The sequence below is a fragment of the Cloacibacterium caeni genome, from assembly GCF_907163125.1.
Taxonomy (GTDB): Bacteria; Bacteroidota; Bacteroidia; order Flavobacteriales; family Weeksellaceae; genus Cloacibacterium; species Cloacibacterium caeni_B.
In genome coordinates this window covers 2,896,558-2,912,316 of sequence record NZ_OU015319.1, presented here as the reverse complement: position 1 = coordinate 2,912,316, position 15,759 = coordinate 2,896,558, and the positions used below count along the sequence as shown (strand labels likewise).

Genomic DNA, 15,759 nt, shown 5'->3' with positions numbered 1-15,759 from the left:
TGACTAATCCTAAAATAGGTTTACAAGTTTTACATTAAGATACCAATCCGGAAGATATTGATTTTCCGGATTTTTTGTGGATTGTTTCCGGGGTTTTCATCTTCAGACTAAGATGTGGTCTTTTGTTGTTGTAAATATAAATACTTTCTTTAACCATTTGTTTTAAATCCTGAATGTTTTTGCATTTATAAATTAAAAATTCCTGCTTCAATATTCCGTTTATTCTTTCTGCCAAAGCATTTTGATAACAATCATAGCCATCTGTCATTGAGGGTTTTATTTTGTTTTCAACAAGTACTTTCTGATACACTTCTGAGCAATATTGCAATCCTCTGTCTGAGTGATGAATAAGCGGAAGATGTGTTGTTCTGTTTTTAACGGCCATTTTCAGAGCTTTGACTACATTTTCAGCATTCATATTTTCACTTAATTCGTAACCCATTATTTTTCTGCTGTAAGCATCCGTAACCAAAGATAAATAACAGACATTCGTTTTGGTTTTTATATAAGTGATATCGCTTACAAATACCTGTTCTTTTCTTTTCAGGCAAGTCGTTTTCAAAAGGTTGGGGTGTTTTCTGAGCCAGTGTTTGGAGAAAGTTGTTCTTGTATATCTTTTCTTAGGATAAATAAGCAGGTTTTCTCTTCGTAAATAATTGAACAGCGCATCTCTGCCTATTTTTATCTTTTCAAGCTTGAACTTATTTTTAAGCAAATAATAAAGTTTTCTTGTTCCTATTCTGGGCTGTTCTAAACGAATCTCCTCAACAAATCGTTTAACTTTCTCCAATTCTTTTTCCCGAACACATAATCTTTGGCGCTGCTGGTAAATGGCTTGTCTGCTTATCCCAAACAATCTGCAGATTTTGGATAAACTCAATCCTTTTTCTTGGAGTTGTCTGACTGTTTGGGCGTAAACTTTTTTCGAATCTGTGTGCCGTATTGCTTGTCCGAGATATCAATCATCATATTGAGAACTTTGGTTTTTAGTTTCTCATCAGCTAATTCTTTCTCTAATCTTTTAATCTTTTCGGCGGGTGTTTCTTTGGATTGTAACATGGTATGAATGGTGGGTTTGCTCCAATCTAAATTACCATATTTTCTGAGCCAAACCAAAACGGTACTTCTACCTTGGATACCGTAATGTTGCTGTGCCTGTTTGTAAGTGAATTCGCCCTTTTCTACACGGCTTACAATACCTAATTTAAAAGCCATTGTGTAATCTTGTTGTGTACGCTTTTCTACTGTCTTCTCTCGATTTTCCATAATAAGTCTATTTGGTGTAAACTTATTTTAGGACGGGTCACTTATAACAAAAAAGGACTTCTATATAGAAGTCCTTTTATTTAAACCTCCACTTTAAATGCTCTATTTTTCACCATTTCTGCAATGGTAAGAATATCTTCGCCAATTAATCTGTCGTTTTCTAGTTTTTTCACTTTTTCACGAATAATCACATAGTTTTCTTCGATGATTTTAGAAGATTTCAGCGGTCTACGGAACTCTAAACCTTGCGCTGCAAACATAAGTTCTATCGCTAAAATATTTTCTAAATTCCCTAAAACTTGATTAAATTTTCTACCCGAAATACTTCCCATAGAAACATGGTCTTCTTGACCCAAACTCGTAGGAACAGAATCTGCCGAAGCAGGGAAACAAAGCGTTTTATTTTCGGTAACCAATGCTGCAGTAGTATATTGCGGAATCATGAATCCTGAATTCAATCCAGAACTTTCAATCAATAATTTTGGCAAACCATATTTCCCTTCGAGTAAAAGATAACTTCTTCTATCAGAAATATTTCCTAATTCTGCGACAGCTAAAGTAGCGTAATCAAGAGGAAGCGCCATTAATTGACCATGAAAATTCCCTCCAGAAATTGCTTCTTCATCAGAAATTACAATAGGATTATCCGTTACAGAATTCAATTCTGTTTCTGCCATTTGTTTTAAATGTTCATAAGCATTTCTACTCGCACCATGAACTTGTGGAACACAACGCATAGAATACGGGTCTTGCACTCTTCCACAATTTTCGTGGTATTCTAAATTTTCAGAATTTTTAAGCAGTTTGGTCATTCTTTTCGCCACCAATTGACTGCCTTTATACGCTCTAATTTCGTGTAATTCTTTCTTAAAAGGACTTGCAGAACCTTGATATGCTTCAATCGAAAAAGCAGCAGCTAAATCTGCTAAATCTAATAAGTATTTAAATTTATCCAAGCCTAAAATCGCATGTGCCAGAATAAATTGAGTTCCATTAATCAGCGCTAAACCTTCTTTAGCTTGTAATTTTAAAGGCTGTAATTGATGTTTTTCTAAAACTTGGGCAGTTTCTACTGTATTTTCGCCTTCCCAAACTTTTCCTAAACCTAAAAGTGGTAAAACCAAATGAGAAAGTGGCGCCAAATCTCCACTTGCGCCAACTGAACCTTGCTCTGGAACTACAGGAATAATATCTTTTTCTAGCATGAGCATCAATCGTTCTACAACATCTAAAGAAATCCCCGAAAATCCTTTTGACAAAGCGTGAATTTTACACACCATCATGATTTTTGAAAGTTCTTTAGCAATTGGATTTCCTACTCCTACAGAATGCGAAATGATAAGATTTTCTTGTAACTGTGAGGTTTCTTCTTCGGAAATTTTCACATCACAGAGCGGACCAAAACCTGTATTAATTCCATAAACGGTTTTATCTGATTTTACGATTTTCTGTACATTTTGGTAAGAATTCTGGATTTGGGTTTTTGATTTTTTATCCAAATTTGCTTTCTGCTTACCATTGATAATATTGATGACATCTTGGTAAGTAAAGTGGTCTACTCCGTAAATTAACATTTTAAATTATTTTGCCTAAAATTACACAAATCCTTGCAAAGAAAAAAGCGAGAAAAAATCTCGCTTTTCGTTTATTTTTTTACCAGCGTTACCAGCTGACCTTCGAGTTGTGTAATGGCATCAAAAATCTGCTTAAATGCTGGATAATATTCTCTTGGATAATTATCAGAATCTATCTTCACTGAGGTTTCTACAGTGATTTTATTACCTTCAGTGCTCACTACATAAGAATAAACAATCCCTTCATCTTCGGTTTTGAATTTTTTAGACTTCGGAAGATTTTCAAATTTATAGTTATCTGGAATGGTAATTACCACTTTTTTTACCGTTTCGTAAGGAGAAAGAAACTCTATAGGATATTTTCTTTCTTCGGTTTGATTAAATTCATGGTTTTGTCTGAATAAAAATAGCAGTGGATTGAAAATTAATTTACCCCCAACTCCATCTACAAAACTATCTGAAATAAAATCAAAACTGGTCTGAAACTCATTATCATTTACTACTTCTGATTTATAATTATTAAAGTTAAAAGTGTATCTTTCCTTATACTTTTTCTCGTAGTCTTGTTTATTGTCTACATATTCATCATAGGCAAGAATCGCAAAAGTTTTAGTATCTCTATCTTTAAATTTGCCTTCAAAAGTAGTATCTTCATTCAGTTTAGCATCTACATTAAGATAGGTTTTACTTTCGATGAAATTATTAATCTGTAGAATTTCTGCTTTTTTATCTTTTAACAGAATAGCGTTATAGTTATAAGCTCTTGGTGGCAATAAATTGGGCAAAGAAAATTTAGAAGTTGCATCATACAAATAGTAATTACCATTATCTTCTAAACAAGCTACTACATAATTAGGAGCACCAATTGTAGGAAATGCAATATTCAAAATTCCTCTATTTACAGTATTCATAATCATTGGACTTACATTAAGCCCAGCTTCTCTCATCAGCATAATTAAATAAAGATTAATCTCTGCACTATTTCCTATTTTAGAGTCTATTAAACTTTTAATACCATCTCCTGTAAATAACCCAACATTTCCGTCCCAAGTATAAGTAGTTTGAACAAATTTTAGAATTTTACCCGCTTTTTCTTTTGGCAAAGTCATGCTTAAAATATCTTGCGAAAGCACATTTCTTGCCAAAGATTTTTTACTTAATTGTCCTCCAAAATCATCATACTCTTTTAACTTATCTCTAACATCATCCCAAGTTGTAGCGTAAGATTTAAAAATATTATTAAAATTTGTAGAATTTAACTCAGGTCTCACACTAGCAATATAATTCCTTTCATTTTTTATGAAATTTTCGGCTTTAAAAGGCGGTACATTTTCGAAACCTAGCCTCAAACTGTAGTAATCTTGACCATACATCATTTGAGCTTGATCTTCTTTATATTTTGGCATTAATCCTCCTTGAAAATTATAATTGTAGCCAAAAAACTTAGGAAAATCAAAAATATATTCTTCATAAATAACAGGAATATCAAACTCCAAATAAGTTTTGTCTAACAATTGTAAAAAAGGAGAATTTAATTGATATTGATATTCTATAATAGACCCATCTTTCACATTAGGAAACGTGAATTTTTGAATTACTTGATTTTTTTGTTCCTTAGACTTAAATTTTGCGTCTTTTTCTACTTTAGCATTAACGACTTTATCATTTTCTAAATTGTAAGTTACTGCCTTCAATCCAGAAACCGACTCTCTTTCTCCATTTCCTTCATATAAAGGTATTTCAACATCTAGATACTGAGAAGATTTTTCTTTATTGTAAATTTTAATTCTTTTAAAGACTTTGGTTTCTAATTCTCCATTAATAATCAAATTACTAATAGAACTGTATAATATTTCTGCATGAGCATCTTCTTTGATGGTAGATTTTGTTTTAGAAAGTTCGTTTTTATTAAACTCTGGATATTTCATAAACTTGTGCTGCGAAAACACAAACACAGAAATAGAGAATAAAAAAACAGTAAAAATTTTAGTCTTCATGGTTATATTTTAGTTAAAAGAATTTTAGTATTATCTAGGTTATTGGTTTTTTTTCTGAATTCTATATATTCTTTAAATTTTTCTTTAGGATAAATATTTTTCAGGATAGTAATTTTTCGTTGAGTAACCAATTTGCCATTTTCCATAGAAAATTGGAGAGAATAGCTGCCAAACTCTGAATTTAACTGTACAGATTTTGGAACTTCTGCCAACTTATATCCTTCTGGAATTTCCAGGGAAAAATTGTAAGTATCTTGATAAGAAAAATAGACTTCTAATGGTAATTTTCTGTCTTCATGACTGGTCATTTGCATAAGATCTAAGAACGGCATTGCTCTTAAAATGATGTCATTTCCTAATTTTTTAGAATAATTTTTCGCTTGCAACTTCACTTCATAATTTATCAGCGCTTCATCTCTATTATTAGTCACATTATTAGCCTCTAGATTTTCCATGTTAAGGTAATAAAATCTTTCTTTAAGCGCTCCTTTTACCTCATCTTTGTTAAGCGTAGTCAGTGGCATTTGGAAATCATATTGTGCCCCAGAAAATCTAAATTTAGCATCCACATTTATACTATTATCTGGATTTAGTTTAACTTCAGCATTTAGAATTTCACTGCTTTCTTCTGGTTTATATGTAGGTGTATTGACTAACTTGATTTCGTCCTCAGAAATGGCCATCACATTTCTATTGAGCGAGGTATAATTCAAATGATTAAAAGCAATTTCTTGTGAAGTGTTTTCTAACCAAATATTTCCTTTTTCTGTAGGAACCATCAGAATTACATGGTTTCCAAACATTTTTGGGAAATTTTCATCATACTTTTGAACTGAACGATCATCTTTTATTCTACAATAATAAGATTTAATTCCTGCCGCTTTTAATAAGGTTCTCATGTAATTGGTTAATGCTTTACAATCACCATATCCTTTTTTTCTAACATCTTCTACCAACATAGGTTTCCAACCACCTATTCCTTCCATTATCGCAACATATCTGGTTTTACTCTGCATATATTGATAAAGTTTTTTAACTTTATCATGCGTACTTCCTGTAAGATTAAGTGCTGCTACTTCTGCTTGAAGCGCTGGCGTAACTTCAGAAACAGGGTTGATTAGATTTTGATAAAACCAATTTCCGAATTCATTCCACTGAGTAAGGTTTCCTTTTTTCCCTTCTAATGAAAATTGATCTAATGAAAACTCTGCTCTCGGTAAAAATTCATTTAAACTTGGCGAACGAGGCTCATCTTCTACTGCTGGAACATTAGAAAAACTGTAAAAATATTTTTGTCCATTTTCTGTAAACGAAATTTTCGCAAAATCATTTTCATGCATTTTAGTTCTCAATCTGATTCCAGATTTATTATTAATTACTAAACTGTTTTTTTCTGTAGAAATATTATAGCCATCAATTGGGAAAAAATCTGGCATAAAAACTGTATTTCTAGTCTCTGTGGTATAAGAATACTGTATAGAATACGGATAAGTGATTGACATGTAATTCAGAAACAAAATTCTGCTATCATCATAAAAGGAAAAACTAGGACTATGACTAGCATCTGTAAAATCACTTTTAGAATATTTCTTAATGACTTTTCCGTTTTGGTCTAAAATAGACACTTTTATATTGCTTACCGAAACACTTTTATCATAAGGAATACGAATACTCGAAAAATTTTCACCAGATTTATTCAGTATGGTAATGGTTTTATTGTAAGTCTGCACCATATTATCTATGGCATTTATATCAATAATGGTTTCATCATTTCTTACAACAGCATTGGCTTTATGAAGTAAATTTTCTGGAATCGCAGAAACCGCATAATTTTGAGAAAACAAGAAAGCACTGAAAGACAATAAAATAAAAGAAAAAAAACGGTTCATATAATGGTTTTGATAGTTTTTGCTAAATTTATAAAAATTCTTTTATTAAACAAACCTTTAAGAACTTGATAAAAATCACAAAAAAAGCGAGAAAAAATCTCGCTGTGTGAATTAAAAATTAAAATAAAAAGTTTATGAAGTTTGTGTTTTATTGAGGTGTATTTTGTGGTTTCATTCCGCCTTGTTTTCCTCCTTTTCTCATGGCTTTATTTTTCCATGCGTCTCTTTGTTTCTGCATGTTTTCTAATCTTTGTTTTTGCCATTTATCATATTGTTCAGGCGAAAGGATTTTTTTTATTTCTGCATCATGAGCATCTCTTTTCGCATGCATTTCTTGTTGTCTTTGCTTTCTCATTTCTTCCATTTTTGCTCTATTCGCTTCTCTTTCTGCATTATTTTTTTCCTGTAAAGCTTTTATTTGTTCCACTTGCTTTTTAGAAAGATTAAGTTCTGTGGTCATCTTGTCTAAATGAGCTTGTTGTCTTTCTTTCGATTTCTGAACCATTTCCGCTTTTTTAGCTTCTCTTTGTTCTGGCGTAAGTTCTTGTCTCTCTTGTCCGAACATGAATACTGCACCAAAAATGGCTGCACTTAAAATTATTTTCTTTGTCATTTTTTTTGTAATTATTTGGTTAATTATCTTTTTGATGACATAATCTTACAAAGGTTAAAAGCTAAAAAGCTAAAATTTTGTTAAAAAATTTAGCTGTATTTTTCGATGAGGTTTTTAATGACTTCTTCTGTTTCATCAGGAAAATTGACTTGAATGGGAGCTGCATTATTGAGCCAATGATTTAATTTTTGGTCAAATTCTTTCTCACTCCAAATCACAGTTGCTCCCATTTTTTCGGCAGCCAAAGCATTGCATTGTTGTTCATACTGATGAAACATAGGCACACACAAAAGGTTTTTACCCAAGAATAAAGCTTCAGCGGGACCTTCGAAACCGCCACCCGTTAATAATCCTTCGGATTTTGCTAGAGATTGATTAAATTTTTCATTATTCACCTTATAGACTTCTACATTTTCTTGAGAATAATCTTCGCGAGTATGTTTAGAAAAAACTTGAAATTTTTGGTCTGGATGTTTTGATAATTTTTTCAAAATAAATTCATCTGAATAAGCAGGAAGATAAACCGTGTAATGTCCTAAATTTTCTGGTTTTAAGTTCCTTATTTCCGAACGAATCACAGGAGTTCTGATAAAATCATCATATCGCTCGAAGTGAAATCCCACTTTATCAGTAGCTGGAGCATAATTTTTGAGAATGATTGCACCCAAATGAATTCCAGAAATAATAGGCGTTTTAGGAGACAAAAATGCTGATTGATGACTCAGCGCTACCGATTTTTTTCCTCTCAGTTTACAAGCCCAAGCTGTAACGGGTTCAAAATCATTAATCACCAAATCATAATCTTTCACTGGGAGATTTCTAATATCTTTTATCAATTGTCTGAAATCTGCCTTCCTGAAACTGCTTTTATAATTGATACCGCCATTGGTACCAAAATCAAACCCGAAACCTTTAAACTGATATTTTATTTCTTCATCTAAATTTACGTCGGCTTGTGTTCCACTGATGAGAATATCAAGTTCACCATATTTTTTGAGGATGGGAATAATTTCTCTCGCTCTGGAAACATGTCCGTTTCCTGTTCCTTGAATCGCATATAAAATTTTCATAACTACGAAGTTAGAACAAAAATTTTCTCAAAATTCAAGTTTAAATAAATTTAATGTTAAATAAAAAAAGCGAAACCAAAGTTCCGCTTTTGTGTGAATGTAAAAATTAATTTGATATGAAGAATTACTTCTCTTATTTAACGTAATCAAATCTCGTGCCTAAAAATTGGTTTATGTTTTTTATCATAAAAAATGAGGAACAATAGAATAGTTCCTCATTTAAAAATCAAAATATTGGTATGTAAAGTATGATGTTTCTATCTAAATCCGCCACCTCTGTTTCCGTTTCCGTTGCCATTTCCTCTTCCATTTCCTGAAGAACGATTTTCTGAAGCTTTGTTTTCTTGACCTTGACCTCTAAAACCACCGCTTCTTACTGCGTCATTTCCTCTGTTTTGGTTTTCACTTCTTTGAGGAGAAACACTTCTGAAGCCTTCATTTCTAGATGGTTGTTGACTTTGGTTCCCGTAGTTTCTGTCATTATCATTTCTAGAATCTGAACTTCTAAAACCACCATTATCTCTTAGTCTTTCATCAGATGAACCTGATCTAAAACCTGAATTTTCTCTAGATTTCTCGAAATTTCTATTGTCATTATACGCTCTATCATTATTTCTGAAACCTCCTGTTCTGTAAGCATCATTTTTAAATGTTCTTACATCTACATTTCTATATCTAGGAGTCACATAAACCGTTGGTCTATAATGTTTTACTCTATAATTTTGATAGTAAACAATTGGATTATAGTTTCTATAATATCTTTGATAATATACTACGTAAATTCTAGGACCTAAAATTCTTTCTAATGCAATAAATCTGTCATAATACCATCTGTTAGGATTATATCTGTAATATCTCTGCCAATGTCCATAATTAGAAAAACGTGAGTTTAAGATTCTTATTTCTCTGATTTGATAAGGAGAAAGCCTGAATTCTACAAAAAATCTATCCCAATTGATACTGATAATCGTATTCCTGTAATCATTATAATATCCTCTATATAAATCATTGGTGTAATAATTATTAGGATATTCATAATAATATTCGTCTGGATAATTGTAATCATCATAATAATATTCATAGCCATAATTGTTGCCATAATCATCATTAGGATAATATTGTGCGTATGAAATTCCTGTAACTGATAACGCAGAAACGAGGAATAATTTTGTGAATATAGATTTCATCTTCTTAGTTATTTAAGGTTCTATTATGCATTATTAAAAATACGTGCCAAACTTTCTATTTTTTGATAACGATTAGGGTGTATCTTTTTAAAAACGTAGAATTTAAGCCATATTTACTAACTAAGAATTTGATATAGAAAAATAAAAAAAGTTAAAATCTAAACTCGATTTTAACTTTTTTATTGTGTAACTAAGGAATTTTAATCTCAATTATTGTCTGTTTGATTCACTTACAAACTGTGCAATTTTATTATTAAAATGTTCTTTTTGTAGTAAATCTTCTAGTGCAATATGCATTCTATATCTCCAATAATGAGGGAAAACCGCTGGATTATTGATTCTCTCGTCATCTGCATAAGGATTTACAATTTCATAATCTGTAGCAAAATACTCTTGAATTGGGAAAATCGCTAACATCGCTTGAGAATGTAAATGCTGTTTCATAATAATTTCTGCCAATTCTGGAAGAAGTTCTGAAGGTGCAGTTCCGTATTGATTAAGCTGATTATTATAATAATTCTGCGTAAGTTCTCTATTTTCTTTCCACCATTGTCTTAATGTAGAACTGTCGTGAGAAGAAGCTGTAACTACGTTCATATAACCTGCATTTTGAGGATTGTAATACGGAACATCTTCTTTTGGCGAACGCTGAACTTTGAGCGCTGTAATTCCTAAAGCATCCATCACACCAGGAACACAATCTGGAACCAAACCTAAATCTTCGCCACAAATTAACATATCTGTTGCAGAAAGCAACATTGGTAATTTTTCCATGGCTTTTTCATGCCAAAGTCCATCTTGTCTTCTGAAGAAATAATCGATATACAATTCATGCAATGCATTCTTTTCCCAATCAGAAAGATGTTGATATGAAGACGTTTTTTGAATATTAAATCTTGGGTGATAAACAATGTCTTCACCATTATTTTCCGTTAAGAATAACACATTTGCTGCAAGTGAAATCAGTTTTTCTTCCATCCAATCTCTAGGATGAGTTTTAAAATAATCTACTAATTTTCTTTGCGAATCATATTCTGGTTTGAAATGATACACGCCATTTTCTTGATACAAGAAATGTTCTGCAATCGCCTCTTTTTCGTAACCGAAATTATCCCAAAGAATTTGGTCATTGATAAAAGGTCTGCAATATCTATCATAATTAAATGGAATATGTCTTGCCGAAAACTCTTGCAAAGTCACAGGAACCGCAGGATAAAAATATCCTAAAATCCCTTGTGTAGCAGTCATTGGCATTCTCCAAATTCTGAAAAATCCTAGAATATGGTCTATTCTCATCGCATCGAAATAGCGCGCAATTACGTTAAAGCGTTTTTTCCACCAATCGTAATTGTTTTCTTTCATTACTTCCCAATTATACGTTGGGAATTCCCAGTTTTGACCTAAATCAGAAAATTCATCAGGTGGTGCTCCCGCTTGAAAATCCATCCCGAAGAGTTCTGGCTCTGTCCACGCATCGGTAGAAAATCTGTAAATACCGATTGGTAAATCTCCTTTCAGAGAAATTCCTAAACCGTGAGTGTAATCTACAGCGTCTTTTAACTGCAAATGCAACTGATATTGCACCCAAGAATGAAGCATTACACCTTCAAATTCGGCATGTTTTGCATCAAAAAATTGAGAAATTTTTCCTGCAACGTATTTTTTATGCGTTTTCCAATTATTGAAATTCGGAGTGTTATTTTTGTCTCTTAAAACACAAAAAGCAGCATAAGGTTTCAGCCAATCTGCATTTTCATTCAAGAATTTTAAGAAATCTTTGTCTTTAAGAATTTCAGATTTATTTTCTTCAAAAACAGCTTTGATGAATTTCCATTTTCCTGAAATCATTTGTTCATAATCCACAAACTTTTCAGCATTTAATTCATCTTTTTTGTGCTTATATTCTACTTTTAAATTTTCTGGAATTGAATACTGCAAATTTTCTAAACTCAAATACTGAGGATGCAATGCATACACCGAAATCGCCGCATAAGGATAAGAATCCGTCCAACTGTAATTTGCTGTAGTATCATTAATAGGTAAAATCTGAATGATAGAAAGATTGGTTTTATGAGCCCAATCTGCTAATTTTTTAATATCTGTAAATTCCCCAACTCCAAAACCGCTTTCGCTTCTTAAACTGAAAACAGGAATGGCAACTCCAGCTGCTTTGTATAATTGTTCGGCATTAAATCTGAAATAATGATCTGCGTGAACTTGCAAAACTTCCGCATCCTGATTAGGGAAAGCTAATCTGTTTTCACCGTATTCTACTGCAATAACTTCACCTTTTTTCTCGTCGAAAATCCCGTATTTATACTGTACAAATTCTTTTTGTTTTTTTAAATCTACTGCCAATTCCCAAACGCCAACAGATGTTTGAGCCATTTTTGGGGCGTCAGCATAATTCCAGTTTCCCAAAGCTTCATTATTTCCTAGAATCACAACCTTCCAATCAGGCGAATACAGCGGCGCTTCTATTCTGAAATGATGCGTATGTTTTTTAAGAATGGCAACTTTCTCTGCTTTGAAATCTCCTAGTTTATTTCGAAGAATCTTATTATTGAGATAGTTTTCGGGGAAATTTTTATTGTTCCAGACATCGTAAATGTTATACTCTTGGAAATTATTCACAAAATTCAATCGATGATGGCAAATCTCCTCATTAATGATTTGATTATTAGCATCTAGAACCAAATATTTGTATTCTATAGATTTAGAGAAAAAATCGATTTCGCCCTTCCAATTTCTATTATCGGAGAAATGAAGGTCATGTGTTTTCACATTTTTCCCTTCAGAAACTTGAATGGCTAACCTCTGCCCAAACTCAGTTCCATAATTAATAGTGAAATATAATTTCATTTTTTTCGTTTTTCAAATCACGAATTTACAAAAATATATATGCTTTAGAAAAAATTAATTATATGATTTTTAATTTGTTTTCAAGGAAAAGAAAACAAAAAGCTTCAGAAAATCTCTGAAGCTTTTACTATATTTTAGTTTTTTTTTTAATTTAAAACGTAAGAAGTACCTTCTCTTCCGTCTTTCAGTTCTATACCTTGTTCTAATAACTTATCACGAATTTGGTCAGAAAGTTCAAAATTTTTGGCTTTTCTGGCTTGATTTCTTAATTCAATTAAAACTTGTAATGTTTGGTCCAATTTTGAATTGTTATTTTCTTCAATATTTTGTAAACCTAAAACATCAAATACAAAAGCATTCATCAAGGTTTTTAATTCTTCTAAATCTTCAGAAGTAATATTTTCTTTTCCATCTTTTAGTTTAAAAATAAAACTTACCGCTTCAAAAAGATGAGAAATTAAAATTGGCGAATTGAAATCATCATTCAAAGCATCATAACATTTTTCTTTCCAAGAATTTAAATTAAAATCGCTTTCTGCTTTCTGCTTTCCTCTTTCCGCCGATTGCTGATTGCTGATTGCTGAAAGCGTTTTCAAAGACTCCATCAATCGTTGAAATCCCTTTTCTGAAGCCAACATTGCTTCATTTGAAATATCGAGAACACTTCTGTAATGCGCTTGTAAAAAATTAAAACGAACTACAGTTGGATGAAACGGTTTTTCAAAAAAATCATTTTCACCAGAAATTAATTGATGCGGAAGAATATAGTTTCCTGTAGATTTACTCATTCTTTGTCCGTTCATGGTCAGCATATTCGCATGCATCCAATATTTCACTGGCGAAACACCGTTGCAACCTTTTCCTTGAGCAATTTCGCATTCGTGGTGCGGAAATTTAAGATCCATTCCACCTCCATGAATATCAAATTGTTCGCCTAAATATTTAGTAGACATCGCAGTACATTCAAGATGCCAACCTGGAAAACCTTCTCCCCAAGGTGAAATCCATTTCATAATATGTTCTGGACTTGCTTTTTTCCAAAGGGCAAAATCCTGTGGATTTTTCTTTTCGTTTTGTCCGTCTAAATCACGAGTATTGGCAAAAAGTTCGTCTATATTTCTTTTGGAAAGTTCGCCATAATTTCCGCCTTTTTCGTTGTAAGTTCTTACATCGAAATACACAGAACCGTTACTTTCATAAGCCAAACCTTTTTCGATTAAATCTTTAGTCAATTCAATTTGTTCGATAATGTGACCAGTTGCAGTTGGTTCAATCGTTGGAGGCAAAAGATTAAATTTTTCTAAAACTTTATGAAAATCTACGGTGTACTTTTGCACAATTTCCATAGGTTCTAGTTTTTCGAGACGAGACTGCTTAACGAAACGGTCGTTATTTACATCTCCATCATCTGTTAAATGTCCTGCATCTGTAATATTTCTTACGTAACGAACATCATAACCCAAATGTTTCAAACTTCTATAAATGAAGTCGAAATTCATAAAAGTTCTCACGTTTCCAAGGTGCACATTGCTGTAAACGGTAGGTCCACAAACGTACATTCCTACTTTGTTGCCGTTAATAGGTGAGAAAATTTCTTTTTCCGCAGAAAGCGAATTGTATATTTTAAGTTGCATAATTTTTTAGGTTGAGGTAAAGTTTAAGATAAAAGTTGAAAACATAAAAATCAGCAACAACAAATAATTGTAGTTGTAAAAATCTGGTGTGATATTTTTTTAAATCTGGTCATAATTTATGTGGATTGATCATTATATGACTCTAATTTCCAAATTCCTTTATCTTTTAAAAATTGAGTTTCAATATAAATTCCATTATCTTTTCCTTTCAAAATAATTTTTACTGAATCTTTAGAAATTTTCTTCTCCATAGAAACTTCATTTTCATCTATTTTGAGAAACTCATAGTCTTTTTCTTCAAAACTATTTTCTTCTGTTATTAAATTATCTGTATTAAAAACTCTAATTTTCAAAGGAAAAACAACTCGTTGTTTTTGAAAAACAGAATCTTTTTTAAATTTTTCAAAAAAAGTATTGAAATCTTCTTCTACAGTTAATACTTGATTCTCTTGAGACTTAAAATTATATTCAATTTTTTGGTCTTGACAATTTGAAAATATGATTAAAATAAATATTAGTAGTATTTTCTTCATTTCTAAAATTTTCAAATTATCTTATTTTCAAATTATCCAATTGTATTTAATCCAATTTCGCATGACTTCCTACATAATGTAAGAATTCTTGTCTGGTAATAGGATTAGTTCTAAAAATTCCGCTTAATTCTGCCGTGATGGTAGAACTTGCGGTGTCTTTTATTCCTCTGCAATTTACACAAAGGTGTTTTGCATCAATAATACAAGCTACATCTTTCGTTCCGAGAGCTTCTTTCAGCGCATCTACAATCTGCATCGTTAATCTTTCCTGAACTTGCGGACGTTTTGCGTAATAATCTACAATTCTATTGATTTTAGAAAGCCCAATTACGTCTCCGTTTGAAATATACGCAACGTGCGCTTTGCCAATAATGGGTAAAAAATGATGCTCACAGAAAGAATACACCGTTATATCCTTCTCTACCAGCATTTGTCTATACTTATATTTATTACTGAAAGTAGAAATCCCTGGTTTGTTTTCTGGCAAAAGTCCACCAAAAATTTCGTTTACATACATCTTAGCAACACGTTTTGGTGAATCTTTAAGAGAATCATCGGTCATATCAAGACCCAAAGTGTGCATAATCTCTGCAAACTTTTCTTCTATAATTTTTATTTTTTCTTCTGGTGTCTTTACAAAAGCATCCTCACGAAGCGGAGTATGGTCTTTGCCTGTAAAAACATCATCATCGTTTTCAAAAAAGTTACTCATAGTCTGAAATAATGTCACAAAATTAAGAATTAATCTCTAAATCGTATCACTAAAATATTATTAGACTGATTTACAATAATTTAAAATCAAAATATATGAAAAAAATTTGTATTGGCACAGAATTTTATATATTTGCACTTGAATTAACAAAAATTTTTAAAACAAATTGCTATGTCAGACATTACATCAAGAGTAAAAGCTATCATCGCAGATAAGCTAGACGTGGAAGAAACAGAAGTAACTCCTGAAGCAAGCTTCACTAATGATTTAGGTGCAGATTCTTTAGATACTGTAGAATTAATTATGGAATTTGAAAAAGAATTCAACATTCAGATTCCTGATGATCAGGCAGAAAAAATCACTACTGTAGGTCACGCAATCGCTTATATTGAAGAAGTTATCAAACAATAATTTTTATTACA

General features: G+C 31.8%; 12 protein-coding genes. 1 reads left to right on the top strand and 11 read right to left on the bottom strand.

What is annotated here, in order from left to right; translation table 11 throughout:
- Positions 1-34 precede the first annotated feature (34 nt).
- The 11 genes from KKQ79_RS13535 to folE form a co-directional block, all read right to left on the bottom strand.
- A protein-coding gene (locus KKQ79_RS13535) for an IS3 family transposase (protein WP_250131172.1) occupies positions 35-1,266 on the bottom strand; the annotation gives its coding sequence in 2 pieces (ribosomal slippage) (positions 35-918 and positions 918-1,266; 1,233 coding nt in all).
- 80 nt (positions 1,267-1,346) lie between these two features.
- Positions 1,347-2,840, bottom strand: a complete 1,494-nt coding sequence (hutH, locus tag KKQ79_RS13530) for a histidine ammonia-lyase (RefSeq protein WP_213190588.1) — start codon at positions 2,838-2,840, stop codon at positions 1,347-1,349.
- Between the two features lie 71 nt (positions 2,841-2,911).
- Positions 2,912-4,837: a DUF3858 domain-containing protein gene (locus tag KKQ79_RS13525; protein ID WP_213190587.1), complete on the bottom strand. Its 1,926-nt coding sequence runs from the start codon at positions 4,835-4,837 to the stop codon at positions 2,912-2,914.
- A 2-nt stretch (positions 4,838-4,839) separates the two neighbouring features.
- Entirely contained in the window at positions 4,840-6,726 is a 1,887-nt protein-coding gene (locus KKQ79_RS13520; protein WP_213190586.1) for a DUF3858 domain-containing protein, read from the bottom strand.
- A gap of 148 nt (positions 6,727-6,874) precedes the next feature.
- Positions 6,875-7,339 (bottom strand): DUF4890 domain-containing protein, encoded by a 465-nt coding sequence (locus KKQ79_RS13515; protein WP_213190585.1) that lies wholly within the window; start codon positions 7,337-7,339, stop codon positions 6,875-6,877.
- Between the two features lie 89 nt (positions 7,340-7,428).
- Positions 7,429-8,409 (bottom strand): glycosyltransferase family protein, encoded by a 981-nt coding sequence (locus KKQ79_RS13510; RefSeq protein WP_213190584.1) that lies wholly within the window; start codon positions 8,407-8,409, stop codon positions 7,429-7,431.
- A gap of 257 nt (positions 8,410-8,666) precedes the next feature.
- Positions 8,667-9,596, bottom strand: coding sequence for a hypothetical protein (locus tag KKQ79_RS13505; protein WP_213190583.1), 930 nt, complete (start codon positions 9,594-9,596; stop codon positions 8,667-8,669).
- 210 nt (positions 9,597-9,806) lie between these two features.
- The gene (locus KKQ79_RS13500) at positions 9,807-12,458 is read right to left on the bottom strand and encodes a 4-alpha-glucanotransferase (RefSeq protein WP_213190582.1); all 2,652 of its coding nucleotides are present in this window, start codon (positions 12,456-12,458) and stop codon (positions 9,807-9,809) included.
- A 146-nt stretch (positions 12,459-12,604) separates the two neighbouring features.
- The gene (gene cysS / locus KKQ79_RS13495; RefSeq protein ID WP_213190581.1) at positions 12,605-14,092 is read right to left on the bottom strand and encodes a cysteine--tRNA ligase; all 1,488 of its coding nucleotides are present in this window, start codon (positions 14,090-14,092) and stop codon (positions 12,605-12,607) included.
- A gap of 116 nt (positions 14,093-14,208) precedes the next feature.
- Complete coding sequence (locus KKQ79_RS13490) at positions 14,209-14,640, bottom strand: hypothetical protein (protein ID WP_213190580.1); 432 nt, start codon at positions 14,638-14,640, stop codon at positions 14,209-14,211.
- Between the two features lie 31 nt (positions 14,641-14,671).
- Positions 14,672-15,337, bottom strand: a complete 666-nt coding sequence (folE, locus tag KKQ79_RS13485; RefSeq protein WP_104794236.1) for a GTP cyclohydrolase I FolE — start codon at positions 15,335-15,337, stop codon at positions 14,672-14,674.
- 171 nt (positions 15,338-15,508) lie between these two features.
- Between folE and KKQ79_RS13480 the strand changes: the two genes are divergently transcribed.
- Positions 15,509-15,748, top strand: coding sequence for an acyl carrier protein (locus KKQ79_RS13480; RefSeq protein WP_069800766.1), 240 nt, complete (start codon positions 15,509-15,511; stop codon positions 15,746-15,748).
- The last annotated feature ends 11 nt before the right edge of the window (positions 15,749-15,759 follow it).

What these genes read in the sequence shown, in the direction of transcription:
- KKQ79_RS13505 (WP_213190583.1), bottom strand. Translation starts at nt 9,596, where the DNA reads ATGAAATCTATATTCACAAAATTATTCCTCGTTTCTGCGTTATCAGTT.
- KKQ79_RS13480 (WP_069800766.1), top strand. Translation starts at nt 15,509, where the DNA reads ATGTCAGACATTACATCAAGAGTAAAAGCTATCATCGCAGATAAGCTA.
- KKQ79_RS13520 (WP_213190586.1), bottom strand. Translation starts at nt 6,726, where the DNA reads ATGAACCGTTTTTTTTCTTTTATTTTATTGTCTTTCAGTGCTTTCTTG.
- KKQ79_RS13510 (WP_213190584.1), bottom strand. Translation starts at nt 8,409, where the DNA reads ATGAAAATTTTATATGCGATTCAAGGAACAGGAAACGGACATGTTTCC.
- cysS (WP_213190581.1), bottom strand. Translation starts at nt 14,092, where the DNA reads ATGCAACTTAAAATATACAATTCGCTTTCTGCGGAAAAAGAAATTTTC.
- KKQ79_RS13500 (WP_213190582.1), bottom strand. Translation starts at nt 12,458, where the DNA reads ATGAAATTATATTTCACTATTAATTATGGAACTGAGTTTGGGCAGAGG.
- hutH (WP_213190588.1), bottom strand. Translation starts at nt 2,840, where the DNA reads ATGTTAATTTACGGAGTAGACCACTTTACTTACCAAGATGTCATCAAT.
- folE (WP_104794236.1), bottom strand. Translation starts at nt 15,337, where the DNA reads ATGAGTAACTTTTTTGAAAACGATGATGATGTTTTTACAGGCAAAGAC.
- KKQ79_RS13525 (WP_213190587.1), bottom strand. Translation starts at nt 4,837, where the DNA reads ATGAAGACTAAAATTTTTACTGTTTTTTTATTCTCTATTTCTGTGTTT.
- KKQ79_RS13515 (WP_213190585.1), bottom strand. Translation starts at nt 7,339, where the DNA reads ATGACAAAGAAAATAATTTTAAGTGCAGCCATTTTTGGTGCAGTATTC.